Below are 25,155 nucleotides of genomic sequence, written 5' to 3' on the forward strand. Positions count from 1 at the left end.
AAAAAAACTAAAACCCCCTGCTGGATTTGAAACTTCAATTCAGCAGGGGGTTATTTCTATCATCTATTAACTGAATGCCAATGATTTTCGCCGGTTCACTTTTCTTCTTGCTGCTGCTTTCCCTGTATATTCCGGATGTTACTTGCTTGGCTTCTTGCTGATACGGTTTCATGTTCTGCTGAGAAATTCTGAATAGATCCATAAGTGTTCTTCTCACATGTATGCCATGCTCAAAGAATGCGGCGGCCAGTACAGTACCTTCATCAGTTTATTTATCCTTTTAACTTTCTTACATATAAGGCTTATTTACACGGGAAAGTTCTTGTACAAGTTGCAGAATCCTTTTTGAATGTTCTCCATTCTTCTACTATTGATTCTGATATGAGATTTTTTACCTCAGCTAGCTCATTTGCTTTATGTGAATATTCCTTTTAAGTTCTTCCAATTCTTTTGCTTCCTCTTCAAAAGCTTCATTTGCACTCTGCACTGCTGCTTTCAGATTACTATTCTCTTGATTAACCACTTAAAGCTGCCGTTTAAGGTGGTCAATGATATGGAGCTTTTTCTCGTTTTCAGGTATTTTCTGTGTTAAGAAGCAGTCATTTCAGCGAACTTTTGTTGGAAGCTGGTGCTCCTTTTGCCCTTCTTACAATCTCCTTGTTTCCTCTTCAAAAGCAGTGTTTCTTTTATAAGCTCGCTTTACTTTTGTTTATCATTTGAAATTTTCTGCTCAAGCAGAGTGTTTTTTTGAAGCAGTTCTTCTTTTTCAGATATTTTCTGCTAATTAAAATATATTGTAACCTCCCAGCCGGGGGGATTTTTCTTTGATTTTGGTGCAAATAACATCGGAAGGAGACATATTTAATTAATTATTTTCGCTGTTCTATCCAGAAGTTCCTTATCATTTATAAAGCCAGGAAAAAAGGCTCTGGTTATTCCCTATTTTAAGCACAACTACGTACATGCTTATCTATAATAATAAAGAATTTAAGGGTTCTAACATCTGCTTGCTTAGCATGTATTTGAAAAATCAGAAAGGAGAAATGTCATGACTGATTCACAAGATTTTTATAAGAAACTTAAGGAGTGGGGAGTAAAAACCGAAGAGGAACTTAATACTTTCATTCAAGATTTCTTAAATAAAAAAGATTTTATTATTTTAGCAAATCAGGAGGGTAAAGAAATTTCGCCAGTTCTGAAAAAACTGCAAAATAATATAGAACAGCTTTCTATTATCTATAACTTTCCAACTAAAAATGATGTAGCAAGCGTTGCAAAGCTGGCTATTCAAATAGAGGAAAAAGTGGACAAAATAGAAGAAACTCTTTTAGAGCTGTCAGATCAAATTAACGATATTAAATCAGGAAAAGTGGAAACTCCAGTTTTAAATATTTCAGAAAATGCACGGTTAAAACAATATGAAGCTCCGAAAAAGGAAAGCCAAACATTACCAAACTTACAATCTGTTGTGTTTGAACGCTTAGCAGAGAAGATTAAAATGAAAAAAATTGAGGGTTTATATGATGGCACCCGTATGAAAAAAAACATGAAGCAGAAGAATAATCATGGATCATATTAACAAACCACAGGAAGACAGTAAATTGAAACATTTTTTCGAACTTTTGAAAGAGCCTATGCCAGACATGGGAATGACAGACCGGATGGCAATCTGGAAAAAAAATAAGGCAACTCTTTGGTATTACAAACCTGAAGAAAAAAAATATAAAGTACCAATTTTTTTAATATATTCACTTGTCAACGAGCCTATATTATTAGATTTAGCTCCAGGATACAGTTTAATTGAGGCATTTGTAAAACAGGGTTTTGAAGTTTATTTGCTGGACTTTGGTATTCCAGGGTATGAAGACAGCGATCTCGGACTGGATCAATATATCACGGATTACATCGGAAAAGGAGTGCAGCGAGCCTTAAAGCATTCACATGCAAAGGATATATCAGTAATGGGGTTTTGTCTTGGAGGCACGCTTGCAGCTATTTATGCATCTGTAGCAGAGGAGCCTGTAAAAAACCTAATATTGTCTGCAGCACCAATTAATTTCGGCAAAGTACAGGTCTTTGATCAATGGATGGAAGCCCTGCTTGAACTTGAAGATACAGCAGGTTTTGAGGAATTAATTGATGTTTTTAAAGTTATGCCTGCAAATTCTATACAAGCAGGAATGCGATTGATTACTTCCCCAGTATATTTTGCCCATTATCTCTCTTTGCTGGAAAAAGCAGATGATAAAGAATATGTTAAAAAATGGCGGAGATTCAATCACTGGGCCAATTCGTATGTGCCGATGACTGGTGCTTTTGTAAAACAGATTTTAAATGAACTGGTAAAGGAGAATACGCTGATTGAAGGTGGCCTTTTAATTTCTGGGCAAAACGCAGAATTAGAAAGCATTTCTGCAAACATTTTGGTTGTAGCCAATGAAAATGATCGTTTGGTTCCTCATGACATGATACTTCCAGTCATGGAGAAATTGACCACACCTGATAAAACATACCATCTCCTTAAGAGCGGACATTCATCATTAAACTGGGGAGGGGAACTTCCAGGTTATTTAAGAGAATGGCTGCTGGAAAGGTCCGATGCTATCTAGTAAATTAATATACAAATTTAATAATGTCTATTTCAGGAATACAGCTGCAATGAAATAGACTGTAAAACAGCTAAAATCCCGCAAAAGGGATTTTAGCTGTTTAATGGCCCATTTAGTTTATCACTCAAATAAACTCTCTTTAAGAACTTTAACAATGAAGGACATATCGTTATCTGTAATGCTAAGTGGAGGTGCCAGCTGCAGGATATTGTTAAAGCCTGCCACTGTGTCTCCATTCTTTCCAATGATCAGTCCTTTCTCCCTGCATCTGTCAATAATCCGAGTTACCTTTTCAAGCTGCAAGGGTTCTTTAGTTTCCTTGTTCTGTACTAGTTCAATTCCTATAAGGAGCCCTATACCCCGTACATCCCCAACATATGGGTGTTTTCTTAATGCCTGTAAATCCATAAGAAGTTTTTCTCCCAGCTCTTTTGAACGTCCAATTAAATTCTCATTTTCGTAGATTTCCAGGTTTTTTAAAGCTACGGCACATGCAGCCGGATTTCCTCCAAATGTATTAACGTGCCTGAAACGGTCATATGCCTCGGTACCTGCGTAGGCTTCATAAATTTCCCTTTTTACAGCTGTGGCGGATAAAGGCAAATATGCGCTTGTAATGCCCTTTGCCATTGTAATAATATCAGGTGAAACACCGTAATTCATAAATCCAAATGGTTTGCCTGTCCTTCCGAAGCCGCATATTACCTCATCACAAATCAGCAAGGCACCATGTTTTTCGCAAATTTCCTTCACTCTTGCCATATAACCATCTGGAGGCATCAGGATCCCTCCCCCGGTAATGATAGGTTCCATAATGACTCCAGCAATTGTCTCGCTTACCTCCCATGTCATCACACGGTCAATTTCTTCTGCAGAAGCAAGACTTGCGGCGTCAGCAGGGTTTCTATAAAGATCAGGAGGAGCAACATGCAGGAATCCCTGGCCAAGCGGTTCGTATTTATACTTCCTCTGTGCCTGGCCAGTCGCAGCTAAAGCACCCATTGTATTTCCATGATAGGATCTGTACCTGGAAATGAATTTATATCGGTTATGCCCTCCTGTTTGCTGGTGATACTGGCGTGTTATCTTAAATGCTGCCTCGTTCGCTTCCGATCCGCTGTTGGAAAAGAAAATTACGTAGTCTTCTCCCAGCCATTCATTTAACTTTTCTGCAAGCTTAATGGCAGGTGCATGGCTTTGCGTTAAAGGAAAATAAGCGAGCTCCTTAAGCTGCTGATAAGCTGCATCTGCAAGTTCATGCCTTCCATAACCAACGTTTACGCACCATAAACCCGACATTCCATCGAGGTAACGGCTGCCTTCACTATCTGTTATCCATGCACCGTTTCCTTCTTTGATTATCATGTGTGACTGTCCAGGTGCCGACCCCTTCATGGAATGCCATAAATATTTTTCATCCAGTTCCTGAAGTGATTGTGTTTTCCCAGTATTTTGCATACTATCAGCTCCATTCTTTGTAGAATTGCGTTAGTACCTTGCTGTCAGCATTTTTTTTCTAGTGTAAAATTCCACTCCATCTTTTCCATTTGCATGCAGATCTCCATAAAATGATTTTTTGTAGCCTGAAAAAGGGAAAAATGCCATTGGTGCAGGAACACCGAGATTTACACCAAGCATACCTGCATCGATTTCATCCCTGAACAGACGTACAGCTTTCGCACTATCCGTATAGATGCATGCACCATTTGCAAATTCCGATTTATTTGTCAATTCAATTGCTTCATCGAGAGTATTTACCCGTACTACTGAAAGGACGGGAGCAAAAATTTCATCCTTCCAAATTTTCATATCCGTATGCACTTCGTCAAAGATTGTCGGTCCTATAAAGTAGCCGCCTTCCGGACCATCGTCCTTTCTTCCATCCCTAACAAGCCGTGCTCCCTGAAGCTCGCCATGCTGAATATATTGAAGTGTTCTTTCTTTATGGGCTTCACGGATTACAGGTCCAAGAAAGACATCTTTGTCAATGCCGTTCCCCATAATGATCCCATCTGCAGCCTGCTTAAGCCGGCTAACCAGTTCATCCGCTGTATTTCCCACGGCAACAACAACTGAAGCAGCCATGCACCGTTCACCGGCAGAACCAAAAGCAGCCATTGTTATATTCCTCACAGCATTATCCATGTCAGCGTCAGGAAGCACGATTGAATGATTTTTAGCACCTGCAAGCGCTTGTACGCGCTTGCCATTTGCGGCAGCTGTTTTATAAACATACTCCGCTACCGGCTGTGAGCCGACAAAAGAAATGGCTTTAATATCTTCATGGCTTAATAAACCATTCACTACATCATGTGCACCATGCACTACATTTAGAACACCATCAGGCAAACCTGCCTCTTTAAGGAGCTCAGCCAGTTTGTTTGCCAAAAGAGGCGTTCTTTCAGAAGGTTTTAGGACAAATGTATTTCCGCATGCAATAGCAAGCGGGAACATCCAGCAAGGCACCATCATAGGAAAGTTGAATGGTGTTATTCCGCCGATGACCCCAATAGGGTAGCGGTACATGCCAGATTCTATGCCTGTTGCAATATCAGGAAGCTGATACCCTTGCATAAGGCTTGGTACTCCTGAGGCAAATTCAACGCATTCAATTCCCCGAAGCACTTCCCCGTAAGCCTCTTCATAGCTCTTTCCATTCTCCTGTGTTACTAATTTTGCAAGGCTTTCCCAATTCTCGGTGAGAAGCTGGTGATATTTGAACAAAATCCTTGCTCTTTGCGGAACCGCAACTTTACGCCAGCTTTTGAACGCTTCCTTTGCAGCTGCAACAGCAGAATTTAATTCTTCCTGCGAAGAAAGAGGCACACTCGCCAATAGCTCCCCTGTTGCAGGGTTAGGCACATCCTCAAATTTTCCGCTGGAAGAATCCACCCACTTTCCGCCTACAAAATTCTTTAAAATCTCAACTGCCGGCTTTGTAACTGTCATGTTAATCCCCTCCAGAAAAATGTCATATATATTGACTTTATTATAGTAGCCGTATGGATTGGCTTCATTAGACACTATGTAAAAGAATATAATCGAAATTCCTACAGTTTGTTGCACTGTACAAGAAAATTACCATGAAATTCTTCAATAAAAAAACGATACTAAAAGGCAAGTATCGCTTTACATTTCTGACAAATAAATTATGAATCTAGGACTTTATTTTCTCCCCGCCAGCTAAGACTCAGATTTCTGCCTTGAGCTTCAGGTTTTTTTTTGAGCTTGTCAAATATTCGTGTGCAAGCACCATGAATTCAAGCTCAAGCCGTTTCTCGGACTTCATGAAATTTTGGCCGAGAAGCTTTTCCAGTTTTTCTAGCCGATGATATAAGGTTTGCCTGACAATAAACAGCCTGCTTGAAGTTTCCTGTTTAGATCCGCTGCAGGCGAGATAGGTTTTCAATGTCCTAAGTAATTCACCGTTATTCCGTCTGTCATAATTCAGCACTGGCTCAAGATATTCATTTACTGTTTCCTCCAGGTTGCTATGCTGTTTAACTAAAGATAAAATCCTGTGCATATGAAGATCCTGATAAAAAAAGCTTTTGTTTTCTTCAGCAAGGGAATCCTGAAGAAGAAGTGTCTCTTTAGCTGATTGATAGCTCTTATGCACATCTCCCAAATCAGTTACATATTTTCCAACTCCGTATGAAATACCGATTAATCTCTTTCTCCCGCTGTTTTCAGCTTTATTTATCCTGTTAAAAGCATCAGTCATCCTTTCTTTCCAATTATCCGGATTTCGTTTATCGCCTAGAATAAAAATCAGATTATGCTGAATTTCGGTAGAAAATAGCTGAAATCCGCTTTGTTCGAAAACTGTCCTGAACAATAATTTAAAATATGTGCGGTCTACTGAGGAATTTTTATTGGAAGCTGCCTGAAGCTTACAAATGCAGACCGTCCCGCCATTTAGATTGGTTTGCGGATGGCTGTATGAAAGCTGGCTGCGGACAACCTCTTCGCTATATTCGCCATCCAGCCAGCTTCTGATCCATTTGCTTTCTTCGGCTAGTTTTCTTTCCTCCACATATAAATCCCTTAAGAAATGCTGAGCAAGTGCAGTGGCAGTCCGATCTAAAATAATGAGATCGAATTCATTCAACATACGGTGTTTGGCATAAATAATCAGTTCTGCATAGCTTTCTCCAAGAATTGTGATCGTCTGTTTTAACATGGATGTATGCTGAATGCGGTCATATTCTTTTATCTGTTCAAGCAATAACTTCAGCTCTTTTCCCCTTATAATAGGGAAAGCGAGCGATTTATTGTCATTGAAAACAATTAATACCTGAAGATCCAAGTAATTTTGCAAAAACTTAAGTATTTGCTCATAATGGTCGATTTCCAATAGGTTTTTGTTTAGCTCCTGGGAGTAATTTTCAATGTTTGAGATCAAAAGGTATTGCTTATTAATGATGATGGAATGCAAATCGTGGGTTATTTCGACAAAGGGTACTTCATGATGAAAAAGGATGATAGGAAATTTGCTGCGGTCAGCTAATTCAATTGCTTCTTGAGGAATGTTAACAATATTGGTGCCCAATTCTATGCATATTCCAGAGGCCTGGGCTGCAATCAGCTCCTGTAAGAATGGCATAAATAATGATTCATCATCTTTCCAGCCAAGGCCGGTGGTAAGAATTAATTCATTTCCATTCAGCAAGTGGTTGACTTGGGTGGATTCTACAACATGCACCCACTTTACTAAACGCTGTATACCGTGATTTCCTGCTGCTATGCAGCTTTTATCAAAGTGTTTTCGCTTTAAGATTTCTTCTATTGTAATAAAAGAATTCATTGCTGCAGCCTCATTTCCTATTATGATTGTTTCATATTATGTTAATTATAATAAAAATCAGTCATCTCAGCCATAGGACTGTCAGTTTTTCTAACATCAAAAAGAGACATGATTTTCTTCATGTCTCTAAAATAGGATAAAAAGGGATATTGTTAGACATTTCCTGCAATATTTGCGGGTATTATTTTTTGCTGATGTAAGCTGCTTCTAATAAAAATACAGAGAAATATTTTCTGCCTTCTGCTGTTTTAATATGAAGCTGCTGATATTCATTTACTTCTTTAGATTTTTTAAAGTCTACAAACGCACCGCTGAGATTTTCAGTAATATGTTCTATTCTGTACCCCTGGTTCACCAGGCTATCAATCTTTTCTTTTTCCTCAAGGAACTCCTGGAAATCTGACATTCCGCTCACCCTTCCGCACATTTTAAGCAATCAGCTGACTTAGGCCAGGCGAAGTGGCTCAGTCTGGAAAAGATTTTTCTATAAGGAAAGCTCTTCTACCCTGGTTTTAGATTCTTTTCCATATTTTGAGCGTTTAAGATAATGCCCTTTTCCTGGCTCCCCTATAAAATGCTTGTTTTTTATGACAAAACTGCCCCTGGATAAAACAGTTACAGGCTCCCCTGTTATCTCCATACCTTCAAAAGCGCTATAATCGACAGCAGTATGATGTGTTTCTGCAGAAAGCACTCTTTTTACTGATGGATCAAATATTACCAAGTCAGCATCTGATCCAACGGCAATCGTTCCTTTCTGAGGATAAAGACCAAACAGCTTGGCGGCTCTTGTGGCAGTGATATCAACAAATTGATTTAAGGTGATCCGATCTTTCATAACACCCTCTGAAAAAAGGATGCTCATTCGGTCTTCAATCATCGGGCCCCCGTTAGGTATTTTTGTGAAATCATTTCTTCCCAAATCCTTCTGTCCTTTAAAGTCGAAGGAGCATTGATCAGAGCCAATAGTCTGCAGCTGACCGCTTTTCAGTGCATTCCATAGAAAATCCTGATGATGTTTTTCCCGAAGCGGAGGGGACCAGACATACTTTGCTCCTTCAAAGTCAGGCTTTTCCATGTAGGATTGATCTAACACGAGGTATTGTGGGCATGTTTCTCCCCACACATCAAACCCTTTTTTTCTTGCTTCTATAATTTTTTCTGCCGCATCCTGGCAGGATACATGGACGACATATAATTGTGAATTTGCAAGGCCGGCAAGCTGTGCAGCCCTGCCCGTTGCTTCTCCTTCAATTTCGGGTGGGCGGGTTAATGCATGATAAATAGGTTCAGTTTTACCTTCTTCAAGTGCTTTTTTTGTTAAATAATCGATAACATCCCCATTTTCTGCATGCACCATCACCAGGGCCCCATGTTCCTTTGCTGTAACAAGTGTCCGGAAGAGAGTTTCATCATCTGCCTGAAAAACATTTTTATAAGCCATAAACACCTTAAAAGAAGTGATCCCCTCTTCTTCAATTACTTTAGGAATCTCATTAAGTACATCTTCATTTATCTCTGAAATCATTAAATGAAAACTATAGTCAATGACTGCTTTGTCCCTGGACTTTTCATGCCAGACATCGATGGCTTTTTTTAATGGTTCCCCTTTTTCCGTTAAACAAAAATCGATAATAGTTGTCGTTCCGCCGTACGCCGCACCAATTGTTCCAGTTTCAAAATCATCCTTTGTAACTGTTCCGCCAAAGGGCATATCCAAATGTGTGTGGGGATCAATTCCGCCAGGAAAAATATAAGAACCGGCAGCATCGATTATTTCTGCACCCTCTGCATTGAGATTTATCCCAATAGCTGATATTTTTTCGTTTTCTATTAATATATCTGCTTTATAGACATCTGATGCAGTGACAATTTTTCCGTTTCGGATTATTTTTTTCATAGTATACCCTCCTATTTAACCAGGTCTCTTTCACCAAGCATTCCAATTGCACTTTGTCTTTGATTCCATGTCATCGGCGGCAGCTGCCTTTCTAGTTCAACCATATCAATTGCCCCATCAACCGGGCAAACGATGGAACAAAGATTGCACCCCACGCAATCTTCTTCCCGTACACGCAAATAAGAGTTTCCATTTTCTCCGGTAAGAATATCAATACATTGATGTGAGGTATCTTCACAAGCAATATGGCATTTATTACACTTAATGCATACTTCTGTATTGATTCTGGCTGCTACTTTATAATTTAGATCGAGCTCTCCCCAGTTTGAGTAGCGGCCAACGGATTTTCCTACAAGATCCATGACGGAGGCTAAGCCTTTTTCATCTAAATAATTGGATAGTCCTTCTATCATATCTTCTACTATTCTAAAACCATGATGCATAGCCGCTGTACATACTTGAACTCCAGTAGCACCCATTAAAATAAATTCAACGGCATCCTGCCAATTGGATATTCCTCCTATTCCTGAAATTGGCACATCTATAAGTGCATTCCGGGCACATTCCGCTACCATATTCAAGGCAATAGGCTTGACTGCCGGACCGCAATATCCGCCATGTGCCCCTTTTCCAGCTACATGAGGAATAGTATTCCAGGAATGAATATCAACCCCTGCAAGACTGTTTATCGTATTAATCATACTGACGGCGTCTGCTCCGCCTCTTACGGCAGCTTCTGCTGTCACCGTTATATCTGTTATATTGGGAGTTAACTTTACGATAACGGGTGAGCGTGCGGCTTCTTTAGCCCAATATGTCTGTTTTTCTACGAGTTCAGGTACTTGTCCTGAAGCGGAGCCCATTCCCCGTTCCGCCATTCCATGGGGACAGCCGAAATTAAGCTCAAAACCGTCTACTCCTGCATCTTCTACACGTTTAACAATTTCATGCCATTTCTCCTGTTTTGGCTCAACCATTAAGGAGGCGATGATAGCATGATCCGGAAACCTTTTTTTTGTTTCGTAGATTTCCTTTAAATTCACTTCTAGGGGTCTGTCAGTAATCAGTTCAATATTATTAAAGCCTGCCACTCTCTGGCCATTGAACCCGATTGCAGCAAAACGGGAGGTTACATTCAAAATTGGGTCTCCGAGTGTTTTCCATACAGCTCCGCCCCATCCTGCTTCAAATGCTCTTTGCACCTGGTAGCCTGAATTGGTCGGGGGAGCTGAAGCAAGCCAAAAGGGATTAGGTGATTTTATCCCTGCAAGATTAATGTGTAGATCAGCCATGTTATGCCTCCTTTTTAGCTATTTAGGCAGTTGCGGTTACTTCGCCTGCAAGACTTTTATGAACTTCATAGGCTGTCAGTTTTCCCTGCTGTGCAGCGGAAACCACCATTGCTTCACCCTGTCCTTTTCCAAAAGTCACATCACCGCAGGCATATACTTTATCGCAAGTGGTTTTATATGAATCAGGGATAAGCTTGACCACTCCTCCTCTTTGTTCAACACCAAATTCTTCTAATAAAGATATATAACGGGATTGTCCAATTGCTCTGATAACCGCGTCTATTTCCAGGGTAAATTCAGAGCCCTGTAATGGCAGCGGATTTCTCCGCCCATCGTCGCCAGGTTCACTTAAGATCATTTTGATGCATTCAATTGCAGATACCCTGCCCTGGCCATCAGAAATAATCCTTACAGGTGCAGTGAGCCATTGGAAATCCACATTATCATGTATCGCAAATTCGTATTCAAAGTCATAGGCTGTCATTTCATCAATAGATCGCCGATAAATGATTTTGACGTCTTCTGCACCTAAGCGGACAGAACAAGTGGCAGCGTCTATTGCCGTATTTCCTGCACCGATTACTGCAACTTTTTTTCCTATTAAGTCTTTGGTAAGTGTTCCTGTTTTCGTAGCTTCAACAAACGAAATCGCATCATAAACACCGTCTAATTCCTCGCCGTCAATTCCTAACTTTGGAACCTCAGACATGCCAATTGCAAGTACAACAGCATCATAATTATCTAATATGGCTTTTGGAGCGATATCTGTGCCTACTGCCGTATTTGTTCTGATTTCCACATCCAGGTTTTTTACTTGCTGAATTTCCCAGTATGATATGCTTTGAGGGAGACGGAAAGAAACGATCCCGTATGTATCCATTCCTCCCGCTTTTTCCTTGGCCTCAAATATTGTGACCGAATGTCCCAAAATAGCAAGCTCCCTTGCAGCAGATAAACCGGCGGGGCCGCCCCCTATAATAGCTACCTTCTTCCCGGTCTTTTTTCCGGCCTTAAAAAGGATTGCTTCATTGCTGATCGCCCAGTCCGTTGCATATCTTTGAAGATTTCCAATCAGGATTGGGGAGGTGGAATGATTAAGCACACAAGCTCCTTCGCATAGCTCTTCTGTAGGGCATACCCTCGAACAGCTTGCACCTACAGGATTTGCAGTCATAATTGTTTTAGCCGAACCTTTTAAATTGCCGGATGCAATTTTTTTGATGAAAGAAGGAATATCTATATCTGTAGGGCAAGCTTTAATACAAGGGGCATCATAGCAATATAAACATCGATTTGCTTCTTCAATAGCCTGGCGGTTTGTCAAAGCAGGTTCAATTTCTTCAAAATTCTGTTCCAGCTGATGCAGAGATATTCTTTCAGCTTTATTCATGAACGTTCTCCCTTCTTGGCTATTTTCCTTTATATAAATATTTATGGCAGCAAAGCCGTCATTTCTTTATAAGTCTCCGGCCGGCGGTCACGGTAGAATTGCCAGGCATCCCTGACTTCCCTTATTAACTTCCTGTCCATTTCCCCAACAATAACTTCATCTTTATCTCTGCTTGCCATGGCAACAAAGTTTCCTTTTGGGTCTGCTAGGTATGACTGGCCATAAAACTCTCCCATATTCCATGGTGCTTCGGTGCCCACCCGATTGACGGCGGCAATATAGTATCCGTTTGCTACTGCATGTGCAGGCTGTTCCAGTTTCCATAAATACTCAGAAGTGCCAGCTACCGTCGCGGACGGGTTAAAGACAATTTCTGCTCCTTTCAGCCCAAGCAGCCGTGCACCTTCCGGAAAATGCCGGTCATAGCATATATACACACCAATCTTGGCGTATGCAGTATCAAACACTTGGTAGCCAAGATTACCAGGCTTAAAATAATACTTTTCCCAAAATCCGCAGCCTTCTTCTCCTGCTGCAACATGCGGAATGTGGTTTTTCCGGTATTTGCCCAAATAAGAGCCATCTGCATCTATGACAGCGGCAGTGTTGTAATAGGTGGCTATACCCTCCCGTTCATAAATTGGAAGAATGAGAACGACACTCAGTTCTTTTGCCAGTTCCTGAAAAAATTTTACTGTTGGTCCATTTGGTACTTCTTCAGCTGCATCATACCATTTGGTTTTTTGCTCTGCACAGAAATATGGACCATAGAAAATTTCCTGAAGGCAGATGATCTGCGCCGATTTTTCTTTTGCTTTCCTGATTAAACTCACATGTTTCTCAATTGCCCTTTTTTTATGGACTTCCACTGGCTCGTCTCCATGAATATCATTTGCCGCTTGTATAAGCCCAATCATTACTTTATCCGTCAAGATAATCCCTCCTGTTTTTCAAATTTATAAAATATGCTGAATAATCAGTATTCATTTCACTTATTTTATAATGACAAAGAATGCAATTCATTAAACACTTTGTAAGTATATAATTTGCCGATTCATACATAGTGTAAAAAATAGTTCCTTACATGCAGAAAAGCGACTTTATGATATGTACATCAAATCAATTATCAAAATCCTGGCATTCTGGTTTTTCTTCAAATCGAGCCAGCTGTATTGCACATTCGTTAAGGCTGTCAAACAGCGTCTGCCCCGGATCTTTTTTTAAAAAGGCTCACCTTAGCTCCTATCAGCCTGACTTGACAGCAGGAACGCCTCACATAACAAATAAAAAAACAAAAATCATTAAAAAAGAGCCTTGCACACAAAAATGCGGGGATGAAAACTGAACTCACCCCCATTGTTTTTATAGATTATTTCTTCGCTTCAATGACGGATAATGCAGTCAGGTATAGCAGTTCTGTTCCAAGTGCAATATCTTCATTCGACGAATATTCAAGAGGGTTGTGGCTGATTCCGTCTTTGCAGCGTACAAAAATCATTCCATAATCGCAATATCTTGACATGACCATGCTGTCATGAAAAGGTCCGCTCATAAGCTCAGCTGGCTCAATACCCATTTTTTTGCCTTCATTGCGTATGGCCTCTTTAATCCACTCTGCACAGTAACGGGGTTCAGTATTGGTGTCTTCTCTTATAACTGCTTTAAGTCCATGCTGTTCGGCGATCTTCTGAATCTCCCTTTTTAACTCCATTTCATTCCGGTTTCTCTGTTCAATATCAATATCCCGTAAATCAACAGTAAAAGTGACTTTTTCAGGAATGATGTTACGGGAATTAGGAAATACCTCAATGTTTCCTACTGTTGCAACTGCTGGTGAATCTGGATTGCGGGCTGCAATCTCATTTAGTGCCACAATTACTTTTGCGGCACCAAGCAATGCATCCTTCCGCATATCCATCGGGACACTGCCTGCATGGCCGGCGAAGCCAGTAAAGTCTACGGTCAGCCATAATGGACCCGAAATGCCAGTAACAATTCCCACGGGTTTATTTAATTTTTCAAGAACCGGCCCCTGTTCAATATGCAGCTCAAGAAAAGCAGCAACACTCCCTTTTTTATACTGCGATTCTGCAAATTTTGATGGATCGCATCCAACACTGATCAGGGCCTGTTCCCTTGTGATGCCGTCTTTATCCACTCTCTGCAGTTCTCCTTCTTCAAGTTCGCCCCAAATGCCCCGGACACCAAAAATCCCTTTATTGAACCTGCATCCCTCTTCATCGCAAAAGGCTGCCACTTCAATTGGAATATCAGGAACAATCCCTTTTTCCTGCAAGGTCTGTACGGTCTCAATGGCTCCAAGCACTCCAATAGTTCCGTCAAACCTTCCTCCATAAGGCTGTGAATCAATATGCGAACCCAGCATCAGAGAGGGCGTATCAGGATTCCTGCCTTCAAGCCTTCCTATTAAATTACCGAAGTTATCGATGCGTGTTTTTAAGCCAGCCTCTTCCATCCAGCCGCGGACAACGTCTACAGCATGCCGGTCCTCTATGGACAGCGCAAGACGGCATACACCTGTATCACTGATCTTGCCTATTTCCGCTAGTTTTTCTATACGCTGCTGCAGTCTTTTGCTGTTTATTGAGTGTGCTGCAATCATGTTTTCACCACTTTCATTAAGTATTCTTGAATAAATTTTATGTCTATTGATTATACAGCCAGCCTTAAATTATTTTAGTAGACATTATGTAAGATGTTTGCTGCCCTGAATTGGACAGGTTGTTATTGGGTAGCCCGCATTTTTACAGCTTAGCTGCTGATTAATCAGTATCCATGCTGAATCTGTAATCATTCAATTGAAGTTTCAGCCGGTACAGGGCAAATTAAACTTCTGGGGTGTTTATACATTCATTCGTCTAAGCTGGTTATATTAATATAAGTGGAATTATATGAAAACTAATATATACGGCGGTGTATACATGAAATGATTTTCCATTGGTTCGCCAGTTTAATGCTTATCACGAATATTTGGAGTTCACCAGCACATTTGACAGTCAGCTATCTGGGCCGCACAATTGCTGAAGCTGACCGTTCTGAATTTTATATTCCCTTACCAGGCTTTCCAGTTTTAAATATGGAGAGATATCGCAATTTCATTAAAATGCTTGATGAGCAGACTTATCAGCCACCAAGGAATGCAGTGATTAATGAACAGGGAAGGATCGTGCCGGGGCAGAATGGCTCAAAGCTTTATCAGCAGGAATTTACCAGGCAATTTTATGAGTTCTTCTTCAGCGGAAGGAATGTTCATCTGGAAACACCGATGATTTCCATTTATCCTAAAGTGGACAGTGAACTTCTATCAAATATCAGGACCAAAAGGATTGGCCATTATATAACCTATTTTAAATCAAGCAACAAAAATCGATCACATAATATCAGTCTTGCTGCAAATGCACTCAATAATTATGTTGTTTTTCCAGGTGAGATTTTTTCCTTTAATAAAGTAGTGGGAATGAGAACCGAAAGTAAGGGATACTTAAAGGCTCCAGTTATTGTGAAAGGAGAATTTTCGGAAGGGATAGGCGGCGGCATTTGCCAGGTATCTTCTACCCTTTTCAATGCTGCAGATATTGCTGGATTGGACATAGTTCAAAGGTACTCGCATAGCCGGGCTGTTCCGTATGTACCAAAAGGGAGAGATGCTACAGTAAGCTGGTATGGCCCCGATTTCCAGTTTGCCAATACACTTAATCAGGCGGTCCTTATTAGGGCACAAGTTCTCGGGGAGATGCTGGTTGTGAATATTTTCTCTTCAGATTCAATCAACGCAGGCTCCGCCCATAAAGATATTAACAGATAACCGCGGCAGGCCCCATATTTCGGCTGCAAAAAAATGCTGCAAAAATAGAGATATGGGTGTTTCGTTTTTTGCAGCAAAATTATTGCAGGGCTGTCATTATTTTTTTATTCCTTTACATGGATAATTGCAAAGGAAGGATAAATCGGAACTGAATCTTCGGTTAGTTAAAAGCTCGGATTGCCTGAAAATTGTATATACTTACAGGTTTTTTAAATTATATAACGAAATAAAATCCGGTCTTGTAATGGATCGTGTCAAAAATGCTGATTCACTTCCGTCCTTTGCTCTTGTTTCATTGAGAAAGCTAATGATTTCAGCTGAACTTTGAATGCCTATTCCATGGCCGAAAAATTTGTCATTCCCGAAATAAATAACATTTTCCCCTCTCCACTGAGGCTGTTTTGGATCAAAATCCGGATTTTTAAAATACAATATATCACCTGGCAAAAAATCATCGCCTTTTTTTGAATAGAGCTCAAGGTCTTCATCGAAATGTCCATCCATTAAAAGTATTCCTTCGAAATATTGGTTAAACGAAGCTCTGCCAATGGTCATTATTACAGATATATATAAAACTATTGCCATGGCAGTTGAACATTCAAATGCATAATATTCCCCGTTTATCAGGATATCTAAAATGGCTGATGTGGGGGACACGTCCTTTTTTAGCAAAAATCCGCCATTATTCAGCCGTTCCCAATACTTTTCATTGCACATTGAATGTTCAAATGTCTCAAATTCCGCTCCGCTGTCATTCAATTTTTTTGAGGCTTCTAAAATATTGCTGCGTGTAAACAGTTCAAACCTCAAATATTTAGGGCTTGGATATTCATATTTCACATTGTAGGCAATCATTTTTTTAATAATTGACTCTGATTCATAGCCTTCAATTTGCAGGGATTCGAGGTTTGTTTGCTTCCCCTCTATTAATATCATGTTTTCCTCCATAAATTATTGACTTCTCCATTTCCAATATATGAAGAAATAATGATAAGCATCCATATAAACGTTTCTTTTTTCAGTCAATACAACTCAGAAAAGTAAAAAGCCCCTATTTTAGGGGCTGCGGATAGTAATAACCTGGACTTTATTAAGATTCATTAAATACTGATATCATGTTTGCCATCTGCATATAAACTCCCCCGGAACAAATGGCAGAAGCAATAAAAATTGCCTCCAATTGTTCCTGCTGGGATACCCCTGATGCTTTTGCATTCTTTGTATGCTTTTTAATGCTATAAGAGCACTTTAAAAGATGAGAAACCGCTAGTGCAATGATTTCCTTCATTTTCGGGCTCAGCTTTCCTGCCTGGAAGGCTGATTCAAAAAAATTCTTACAGGTTTCTTGGCACTCATTTAGTTCATTTGATTGGCCGGTTATTTCTTCTTGTTGCATTAATGTGCTTTTGCCTTTTACTGCAGCGGCAATAAATATAGCTTCAGACAGTTCTTCAATTGAAGCTCCCTCTGTTTTGGCACTTCTTGTATGGATATCGATGCAGTACGGGCATTGTATTGCAGATGCTAATGAAAGAGCAATGGTTTCTTTTTCTTTTCTGTTCAAAGCTCCAGCTTTCAGCACTGCACTGTTATATGTTGCATATGCATGCAGAGTTTCGGGAACGAGGCTTTTTAGACTGTTAAGGTGGAGCAGATTCTCTGTGCTATATAAGTTAGTTTGCATATAAGATCCATCCTTTTTATTTCGCTTTTATAATCCCGTTTTTTTAAAACATCAGCGATAGAATTGAAAGAGAGATAACCCGAACTGTTGGTTACTTCACTTTATAACTTATCCTTTTATATAGAAATCATTCTAAAAAAACAATGGAAAATGAACACTTAATTTTCGGAATTTTTCGTTTTCGTATTATAATAAATAATAGAACTGAATATGCAAAGGCTGTTTTCATAAACTTTGTTGCTATGATACAAGGTGGTTGATTTCCGCTCCAGGATGCTCGCTTTCCGCGGGGCAGCCGGTGAGCCTCCTCGGCTGCGCCTCCGGTGTCTCACCTGTTCTGCTAATCCCGCAGGAGTCTGCACCTTACGCTCCAATCAACCTGACTTGACAATGAGAACGCCTCACATAACAAATTAAAAAAACAACAATCTGTAAGAAAAGAGCATATGCAAAAGAAGCTATTGGGAAGGAGAAATACAAAATGGAACTTAATAATAATAGAGAAATAACAAAAGGACAAAATTATATGTTTACAGATGCTTTTGTTCAAAATCCCTATCCACTTTACAAAAAACTTAGAGAGGAGGCTCCCATTTATAAGACCCTTCTTCCTGGGGGAATGCATTCCTGGCTGATTACACGGCATGAAGATGCCTCTGAACTACTAAAAGACAGCAGGTTTATTAAGGATTATACGAAATTATCTGATGAACCAACCTCACATACCAGCATCTTTACCCAAAATATGCTCTTTTCTGATCCGCCTGATCATAAACGGTTAAGAGGACTTGTACAAAAAGCGTTTACACCCAAAATGATTGAAGGCATGCGTGAAAGAATTCAGGAAATAACAGATGAACTCCTCGATGATGTAAAAGAAAAAGGTAAATTGAATTTAATTGATGATTTGGCATTTCCTCTACCCATTATTGTCATCTGCGAAATGCTTGGAGTTCCCAGCAAAGACAGGGAAAAATTCAGGTTATGGTCCAATTCCCTTATAGAAAGCGGAACTGCTGAAAGCTTTGAAGAAGTTGGACAGCATATGTCAGAGTTCATTGCCTACCTTGGAGACTGGTTTGCACAGGTGCGTGGAACCCCCTGTGAAGGCATGATAAATGACTTGATTAATGCAGAAGATGACGGAGAAAAACTGTCTGGAGAGGAACTGTATGGTCTTGTTTCTCTTTTAATCATTGCTGGGCACGAAACTACAGTCAACCTGATAGGTAATGGTATCCTATCCCTGCTTGAATTTCCGGAACAGTTTGGTATATTGAAGAATAATCCTGAGCTCATTTCAACTGCTATTGAGGAACTGCTCCGCTTTAATGGCCCAGTTGAATTCAGCACTGACCGCTGGGCAGGCGAAGATCTGATTTTTCGGAATGTTGAATTTAAACGCGGAGATCATGTTATTGTAGCACTAAATTCAGCCAACCGTGATTCTCAAGTTTTCAAAGATCCGGATATTCTCGACATTACCCGGGAAAAAAGCCCGCACCTTGCTTTTGGAAAAGGAATTCATTTGTGCCTTGGTGCGCCCCTTGCCCGTTTAGAAGGAGAGATTGCCATTAATACCTTATTAAACAGAATGCCGGATATTCGCCTGGCCATTGATCCGGATGAATTGCAATGGAGACCAGGAATGATTGTACGGGGTGTAAAAGAAATTCCGCTAATATTTTAAATAACTTAGCCTCCTGCTTATTGGCAGGAGGCTAAGTTATTTAATTGTCTGCTGTTTTTTGGGTTTATGGTTATTCAATAATTTCACCTGTCTTATAATCGGCCATGAATATTTCCACAACGTCCTCAATTGTTCCATCAGCTTCAGGCAGCTGAACAATTATTTCATTTCGGTGTTCGTCAGGGCTAATCTTCACATCGCAAAAACGGTTGACAGCAATTTGAACTTTCAAATCTTCTGCTAATTCTGCAGCATCCAGTGATTCCTTTAGCATATATCTGTAAATTTTCATGTAGTATCCCTCTTTTATCAGTTCGTTTGATATTTATTATATTCTGCCCTTTAGACTAAAAGTTTATTTTAGGGATACCATTGCATTTTTTATATTAGTTCTTTTCGAACAGGGCGAATACATTTTCAATGGTGTTGATTGGCGCGAAAGGTGTGAGACTCCTGCTTAAACTGGAAACGCACATTCTCGAACTGAAAACAACTCCTTGTTTCCATAGCAAAATTTATTAGGAAAATATGAATTCTAGCATGGCTGCCGAAGCAAGCCTGCTTGTTATATCACGGAAATCCCTGGACGGATCAATTTCCACTATGTCCATTGCTTTTACTTTCGGATGGCGTGATGCTTCAGCTATACTTTTTATAAGCTCCCTGCTTGTTAAGCCTCCGGGCCCTATTGCCGGGCAGCCTGGGGCATAGGCCTGATCCACAACATCCATATCAACGGATAAATAGATTAAATCCGTTACTGCCGATAACCGGCTGATTTCTTTTCTTATTATGGGAACAATGCCGGTATCCTCAACATCTCCCATGGAATAAACGGTTATGCCTTTTTTCTTTGTGTAGTCATGATATATTTTAGAGTTGCAGTAATCACGTATGCCAACCTGAACAAGATGTTCCCCTTTAATAAATCCCCCTTCTAATAGACTGCGGAAAGGAGTGCCATTTGTTCTCCCGCCATCTTCAAAGCTTCTGACATCATGGTGTGCATCCCATTGAATCACACCGATTGTTCCGTATATTTCCTGGAATGCCTGTATAGCAGGAAAGCTTATTCCATGATCTCCCCCAAGAATGATATGGCGTTCACAAGAAAACGTGCCGAGCATTTCTTTCACAGAAATACGGAGCCTTTTTAATGTTTCTTCAATGTTAGCGGGATGTGTAGGTACATCTCCAAAGTCCAGGATAACTTCTCCGCTGTAATCCTGGACTTGTTCACCTGAATAAGCGGAAAACCCCCTCAAACAATTCCGGATAGTTTTTGGGGCTTCAGATGCTTGTGAAGAGGAGATCGATGTCCTGGAATATGGCAGGCCAATAATCCCTGTTTTTCCAGATTTCCCTGTTGAATAAGGAATCAGGCAATCGTACATTTTTGGCATATTACGGTCTTGAAATAAAACTTCCTTACCTGGAGTCAGATAGCTGAAATTTTTCATTCTTCTGTCTCTCCCATATTTTATTTCCATCCAAATAAACAGTTTTTGCATGATTAACACCAAAGTGGTAGGGAATGTAATGATAGTTATCTGCATCCCAGATGACAAAGGTTGCCGGTTTTCCTATTTCAATCGTTCCGGCTTTTCCATTCAGGCCAATTGCATGGGCTGCATTAACTGTGACACTATTCCAAATTTCCTCCGCTGACATATTTAACTTTAGAGCGGCAAGCGACATGATGAACTGAAGGTTTTCAGTTACACAGCTTCCTGGATTGAAATCAGTTGCGAGAGCAATAGCCAGCCCGCTGTCAATCATTCTTCGAGCAGGTGCATAGGCATCCTTTCCTAAGTAAAATGTGGTTCCCGGCAATAAAACGGCAACTGTTTTTGAATCACTAAGCATCTTGATTCCCTTATCAGAAACAGCTACAAGATGGTCTCCGCTTGCTGCTTCAAGTTCAGCTGCAAGTTCAGCACCTCCAAGTGTATCGATTTCATCAGCATGGATTTTCAGGCCAAATCCTTTGCTTTTTGCAGCTTTTAAGTATTTCCTTGACTGTTCGGCAGTAAAAACACCTGTCTCACAAAAGATATCTGCAAATTCAGCGAGATCTTTATGGCTTATCTCATCAAGCAAACCTATCATCTCATTTAAAAAATCTTCTTCTTTTCCTTTATAGGAAAGAGGGATGGCGTGAGGTCCCAGAAAAGTCGGTACAATGGCAGCTGGAAATGCATTCTGAAGTCTTTGAATAACACGCAGCTGCTTGATTTCAGTATCACGGTCCAGGCCATATCCGCTTTTAGCCTCAAGAGCAGTGACTCCGAAAGAAATCATTCTTTCCAAATGGAACGATGCCTTCTGAAAAAGTTCTTCCTCTGAAGCTCTTTTTGTGGCTGCCACTGTTGAAAGAATTCCTCCGCCACCCGCCAAAATTTCCAAATAACTCATGCCTTTTTGCTTTAAAGGCATTTCGTTTTCACGGGAACCGCCAAAAACTAAGTGTGTATGCGGATCGATAAGACCAGGAGAAACAATTTTTTGCTGTACATCGATGTATTGTCCGGCCTTTATAGAATCTGCTTCATCATCGTCGCCGATCCAGGATACTTTTTTGTCCTTTACCGCAAATGCAGCATTTTCCTTCACTTTTAAAACACTCATTTCTTTGCCTTTTAAAGGAGAAAAAGAAGATTCAGGCAGAATCAGCTGGCTGATATTTCTAACAACAAGATCGTGCATTAATCATCATCCTCTCTTAAGCAATGGTATATCGAGATTTGTTTCCTTTGCCGCTTTGATTGCTGCTTCATAACCGGCATCTGCATGACGTACAATTCCCATTCCAGGATCTGTTGTCAGCACCCTTTTCAATCTTTCTTCTGCAAGATCAGTGCCGTCAGCAACCGCCACCATTCCAGCATGCAGGGAATATCCCATGCCTACTCCTCCACCGTGATGGACGGAAACCCATGACCCGCCGGCTGCGACATTAACCAAAGCATTCAGTATAGCCCAATCCCCTACGGCATCGCTCCCATCCTTCATGGATTCTGTCTCCCTATTAGGTGATGCGACAGATCCGCAGTCGAGATGATCACGTCCGATTACAATAGGTGCTTTCAGCTCGCCTGACCTCACTAGTTCATTAATTGCCAGACCCATTTTCATTCGTTCACCATATCCCAGCCAGCAGATTCTTGCCGGAAGCCCTTGAAAAGCAACTTTTTCACGGGCCATTTTTATCCATCGATTGAGTGCCTCATTTTCAGGAAACAGTTCTTTTATCAATGAGTCTGTTCTATATATGTCTTCCGGATCTCCAGATAGGGCAGCCCACCTGAATGGGCCTTTTCCTTCACAAAAGAGCGGTCTGATAAAAGCAGGAACAAAACCTGGAAAGTCAAAGGCGTTTGAAACACCTGCATCTTTTGCAATTTGGCGGATATTGTTTCCGTAGTCAAATACTATGGATCCCCTTTTCTGAAATTCAAGCATGGCTTCTACATGCTTTGCCATTGAACGGGTTGACCTTTTAATATATTCTTCGGGATTATCACTTCTAAGCTGTTCTGCTTCTGTTACATCCATTCCTTCGGGTATATAACCATTCAGCGGGTCATGTGCCGATGTTTGATCTGTCACGATATCAAAGTGCACCTGCCTGTCAAGGAGCTCATGATGAATTTCTGCTGCATTGCCTTTTAATCCAATGGAAAGGGGCTTACCTTTAATTTTTGCTTCATTTGCAATGATGAGTGCCATATCCAAAGAATCTGCAAAAACATCAAGATACCTTGTCTGTATTCGTTTTTTGATATGATTGGCATCTGTATCAACTGCAATGCAGACACCGCCATTCATAGTTACAGCAAGCGGCTGTGCTCCTCCCATTCCTCCAAGGCCCGCAGTAAGAGTTATTGTTCCTTTCAGAGAACCGCCAAAATGCTGGCGGGCAAGCTCGGCAAAAGTTTCGTACGTGCCTTGAAGGATTCCTTGTGAACCAATATAGATCCAGCTTCCGGCAGTCATTTGTCCATACATCATCAGGCCTTTACGATCTAATTCATGAAAATGCTCCCATGTAGCCCATTTGGGCACAAGCACAGAATTAGATAACAAAACCCGCGGAGCCGCGGCATGGGTTCTGAAAACTGCAACAGGCTTTCCAGATTGAATCAGCAGAGTTTCATCATTTTCCAGCCGCCTAAGTGTTTCAACAATAGCATCGAATGCTTCCCAGTTTCTTGCGGCTTTCCCGATGCCTCCATAAACAACGAGGTCTTCAGGCTTTTCTGCTACGTCAGGATCCAGGTTATTGTATAGCATTCTTAAAGCCGCCTCCTGCTCCCACCCCTTGCATTCCAATGTCAGCCCTCGTTTTACAGTAATTTTGCGGTTCGCTTCAATCGGCATATCTCTTCCCCCTTTATTTTTTATGATTGCAGGACGATTTCTCTTCCCAGAGTCATTGTCCAGCTCAGGTCATTTTTTTTTAACCATTCTGTGACGTTTTCAATGTCTTCTGAAAATACCCTGTCTTCTTTAATGGAAGGGACAACTTTTCTGGCTTCATTATAAAAATCCCTGGTTATAGGCGATAATTTATCTGGTCCTCTGTATTCCGCAGCCTGGAGTGCGCATATCAGCTCAATCGCCAAAACGCGCCTGGTATTTTGAATAATTGCATGAGCATGCCTGGCAGCTATTGTTCCCATGCTGACGTGATCTTCCTGATTGGCTGAGGATGGAATAGAATCCACGCTTGCTGGATGTGCCAGCGTTTTATTTTCAGAAACAAGAGAAGCTGCACAATATTGAAGGATCATTGCCCCTGATTGAAGGCCAGGATTAGGACTTAAGAAGGGAGGGAGATCATTCAGCTGCGGATTAACAAGCCTTTCAATTCGCCGTTCAGAAATGCTTGCGAGTTCTGCTGCAGCAATTTTCATAAAATCCATGCTGATAGCTATCGGCTGTCCATGAAAATTTCCTCCTGAGATAATCAATTCTCCTTCGTTAAAAATCAGGGGATTATCTGTTGCCGCATTTGCTTCTATTTCAAGTTTTTCCTTCACATAATCCAAAGCCTGCCAGGATGCCCCGTGAACCTGAGGGATACAGCGGATTGAGTATGCATCCTGAACCCTTTTTTCCCCCTGTCTGGTGACAAGACTGCTGCCTTGTAAAATGTCCCTGATTCTTTTAGCAACCTCTATTTGCTGCGGGTATCCGCGGGCCTCATGGATGGCAGGATGAAAGGAATCTATTATTCCTTCAAGCCCCTGGATTGTAAGTGAAGCAATCATCTCACTTTGATATGCCAGCTTGCTTGCCTCCAGCCAGCACACAGCTCCCATCGCCGTCATTGCCTGTGTCCCGTTAATTAAGGCTAGCCCTTCCTTTGCCTGCAGGCTGACAGGATTCATTCCCTCTTGCAAATATGCTGCTTTAGCAGAAATGATGTGTTTCTTATAAAATACTTTTCCCTCTCCCAACAAAACGAGCGCCAGATGTGAGAGAGGTGCCAAGTCGCCTGAAGCACCTAATGAACCCTGCTGCGGAATGACAGGATGGATTCTCTTGTTTAAAAGGGTTGCCAGCTGCTCGGCTATGATGGGACGGATTCCCGAAAAGCCCTTTAGCAGGGCATTTAGCCTCAGCAGCAGCATGGCTCTTGACACTTCTTCAGGAAAAGGTTCACCCACCCCGCAGGCATGTGACCTGATTAAATGGAGCTGGAGATCATTTACATCACGTTCATCAATGGTTACGTCACTGAATTTGCCAAACCCGGTGTTGATTCCATATATGGTTTTTTTTTCAGAAACTATTCTGTCTACTGCCTTTCTGCTGTTTTTTACCCTTTCCATGCTGTCTGAGCTAATGGAAACCAATTCATTTTCGAAACATACTCTTGCGATTTTATCCAATGACAATGCATGCCCTGTCAATTCAATCATGTACCTGCCTCCTGAATATTCCTGATAGAA

At 40.9% G+C, this 25,155-nt stretch carries 21 protein-coding genes; 4 read left to right on the plus strand and 17 right to left on the minus strand.

Annotated features, from left to right (window positions below):
• Positions 1-34 precede the first annotated feature (34 nt).
• On the minus strand, positions 35-217 hold the full coding sequence (locus BM126_RS22470) for a hypothetical protein (RefSeq protein ID WP_177201443.1): 183 nt from the start codon (positions 215-217) through the stop codon (positions 35-37).
• An 831-nt stretch (positions 218-1,048) separates the two neighbouring features.
• Here BM126_RS22470 and BM126_RS14555 point away from each other — a divergent pair.
• Together BM126_RS14555 and BM126_RS14560 are read left to right on the plus strand one after the other, a co-directional pair.
• Entirely contained in the window at positions 1,049-1,579 is a 531-nt protein-coding gene (locus tag BM126_RS14555) for a hypothetical protein (RefSeq protein ID WP_090990165.1), read from the plus strand.
• Positions 1,566-2,609 carry an alpha/beta fold hydrolase gene (locus BM126_RS14560; RefSeq protein WP_090990166.1) on the plus strand — a complete coding sequence of 348 codons (1,044 nt, stop codon included), beginning with the start codon at positions 1,566-1,568 and terminating at the stop codon, positions 2,607-2,609. Before BM126_RS14555 ends, BM126_RS14560 begins: the two co-directional genes overlap by 14 nt.
• 120 nt (positions 2,610-2,729) lie before the next feature.
• On the opposite strand, the gene BM126_RS14565 is transcribed toward BM126_RS14560, so the two are convergent.
• From BM126_RS14565 to BM126_RS14610, 9 genes are all read right to left on the minus strand, one after another.
• Entirely contained in the window at positions 2,730-4,067 is a 1,338-nt protein-coding gene (locus BM126_RS14565) for an aspartate aminotransferase family protein (protein WP_090990167.1), read from the minus strand.
• 30 nt (positions 4,068-4,097) lie between these two features.
• Complete coding sequence (locus BM126_RS14570; protein ID WP_090990168.1) at positions 4,098-5,558, minus strand: CoA-acylating methylmalonate-semialdehyde dehydrogenase; 1,461 nt, start codon at positions 5,556-5,558, stop codon at positions 4,098-4,100.
• Positions 5,559-5,799: 241 nt separating this feature from the next.
• Positions 5,800-7,416: a PucR family transcriptional regulator gene (locus BM126_RS14575; RefSeq protein ID WP_090990169.1), complete on the minus strand. Its 1,617-nt coding sequence runs from the start codon at positions 7,414-7,416 to the stop codon at positions 5,800-5,802.
• 181 nt (positions 7,417-7,597) lie between these two features.
• Positions 7,598-7,822, minus strand: coding sequence for a hypothetical protein (locus tag BM126_RS14580; protein WP_090990170.1), 225 nt, complete (start codon positions 7,820-7,822; stop codon positions 7,598-7,600).
• Between the two features lie 78 nt (positions 7,823-7,900).
• Positions 7,901-9,316: a dihydropyrimidinase gene (gene hydA / locus BM126_RS14585; protein ID WP_090990171.1), complete on the minus strand. Its 1,416-nt coding sequence runs from the start codon at positions 9,314-9,316 to the stop codon at positions 7,901-7,903.
• A gap of 11 nt (positions 9,317-9,327) precedes the next feature.
• Positions 9,328-10,608: an NAD-dependent dihydropyrimidine dehydrogenase subunit PreA gene (preA, locus tag BM126_RS14590; RefSeq protein ID WP_090990172.1), complete on the minus strand. Its 1,281-nt coding sequence runs from the start codon at positions 10,606-10,608 to the stop codon at positions 9,328-9,330.
• A 22-nt stretch (positions 10,609-10,630) separates the two neighbouring features.
• Positions 10,631-11,998 (minus strand): NAD(P)-dependent oxidoreductase, encoded by a 1,368-nt coding sequence (locus BM126_RS14595; RefSeq protein ID WP_090990173.1) that lies wholly within the window; start codon positions 11,996-11,998, stop codon positions 10,631-10,633.
• Positions 11,999-12,039: 41 nt separating this feature from the next.
• Positions 12,040-12,930 carry a nitrilase-related carbon-nitrogen hydrolase gene (locus tag BM126_RS14600; RefSeq protein ID WP_090990174.1) on the minus strand — a complete coding sequence of 297 codons (891 nt, stop codon included), beginning with the start codon at positions 12,928-12,930 and terminating at the stop codon, positions 12,040-12,042.
• 437 nt (positions 12,931-13,367) lie between these two features.
• Positions 13,368-14,621 (minus strand): M20 family metallo-hydrolase, encoded by a 1,254-nt coding sequence (locus tag BM126_RS14610; protein ID WP_090990176.1) that lies wholly within the window; start codon positions 14,619-14,621, stop codon positions 13,368-13,370.
• Positions 14,622-14,945: 324 nt separating this feature from the next.
• Between BM126_RS14610 and BM126_RS14615 the strand changes: the two genes are divergently transcribed.
• Positions 14,946-15,824 (plus strand): VanW family protein, encoded by an 879-nt coding sequence (locus tag BM126_RS14615; protein WP_090990177.1) that lies wholly within the window; start codon positions 14,946-14,948, stop codon positions 15,822-15,824.
• Positions 15,825-16,022: 198 nt separating this feature from the next.
• Here BM126_RS14615 and BM126_RS14620 read toward each other — a convergent pair whose 3' ends face one another.
• Both BM126_RS14620 and BM126_RS14625 read right to left on the minus strand, forming a co-directional pair.
• Positions 16,023-16,760 carry a protein-glutamine gamma-glutamyltransferase gene (locus BM126_RS14620; RefSeq protein ID WP_090990178.1) on the minus strand — a complete coding sequence of 246 codons (738 nt, stop codon included), beginning with the start codon at positions 16,758-16,760 and terminating at the stop codon, positions 16,023-16,025.
• Between the two features lie 154 nt (positions 16,761-16,914).
• Positions 16,915-17,508 (minus strand): carboxymuconolactone decarboxylase family protein, encoded by a 594-nt coding sequence (locus BM126_RS14625; protein ID WP_090990179.1) that lies wholly within the window; start codon positions 17,506-17,508, stop codon positions 16,915-16,917.
• 481 nt (positions 17,509-17,989) lie between these two features.
• On the opposite strand from BM126_RS14625, the gene BM126_RS14635 reads away from it, so the two are divergent.
• Entirely contained in the window at positions 17,990-19,198 is a 1,209-nt protein-coding gene (locus BM126_RS14635) for a cytochrome P450 family protein (protein WP_090990181.1), read from the plus strand.
• A 70-nt stretch (positions 19,199-19,268) separates the two neighbouring features.
• On the opposite strand, the gene BM126_RS14640 is transcribed toward BM126_RS14635, so the two are convergent.
• The 5 genes from BM126_RS14640 to hutH form a co-directional block, all read right to left on the minus strand.
• Complete coding sequence (locus tag BM126_RS14640; RefSeq protein ID WP_090990182.1) at positions 19,269-19,490, minus strand: hypothetical protein; 222 nt, start codon at positions 19,488-19,490, stop codon at positions 19,269-19,271.
• Between the two features lie 226 nt (positions 19,491-19,716).
• On the minus strand, positions 19,717-20,658 hold the full coding sequence (hutG, locus tag BM126_RS14645) for a formimidoylglutamase (protein WP_090990183.1): 942 nt from the start codon (positions 20,656-20,658) through the stop codon (positions 19,717-19,719).
• Positions 20,627-21,904 (minus strand): imidazolonepropionase, encoded by a 1,278-nt coding sequence (hutI, locus tag BM126_RS14650; protein WP_090990184.1) that lies wholly within the window; start codon positions 21,902-21,904, stop codon positions 20,627-20,629. The genes hutG and hutI overlap by 32 nt, the downstream gene beginning before the upstream one ends.
• 6 nt (positions 21,905-21,910) lie before the next feature.
• Entirely contained in the window at positions 21,911-23,578 is a 1,668-nt protein-coding gene (gene hutU, locus BM126_RS14655) for a urocanate hydratase (protein WP_090990185.1), read from the minus strand.
• Between the two features lie 20 nt (positions 23,579-23,598).
• Positions 23,599-25,125: a histidine ammonia-lyase gene (gene hutH / locus BM126_RS14660; RefSeq protein ID WP_090990186.1), complete on the minus strand. Its 1,527-nt coding sequence runs from the start codon at positions 25,123-25,125 to the stop codon at positions 23,599-23,601.
• Positions 25,126-25,155 lie beyond the last annotated feature (30 nt).

Origin of the sequence: Bacillus sp. OV322 (genome assembly GCF_900112495.1) — a bacterium.
Classification (GTDB): Bacteria; Bacillota; Bacilli; order Bacillales; family DSM-1321; genus Peribacillus.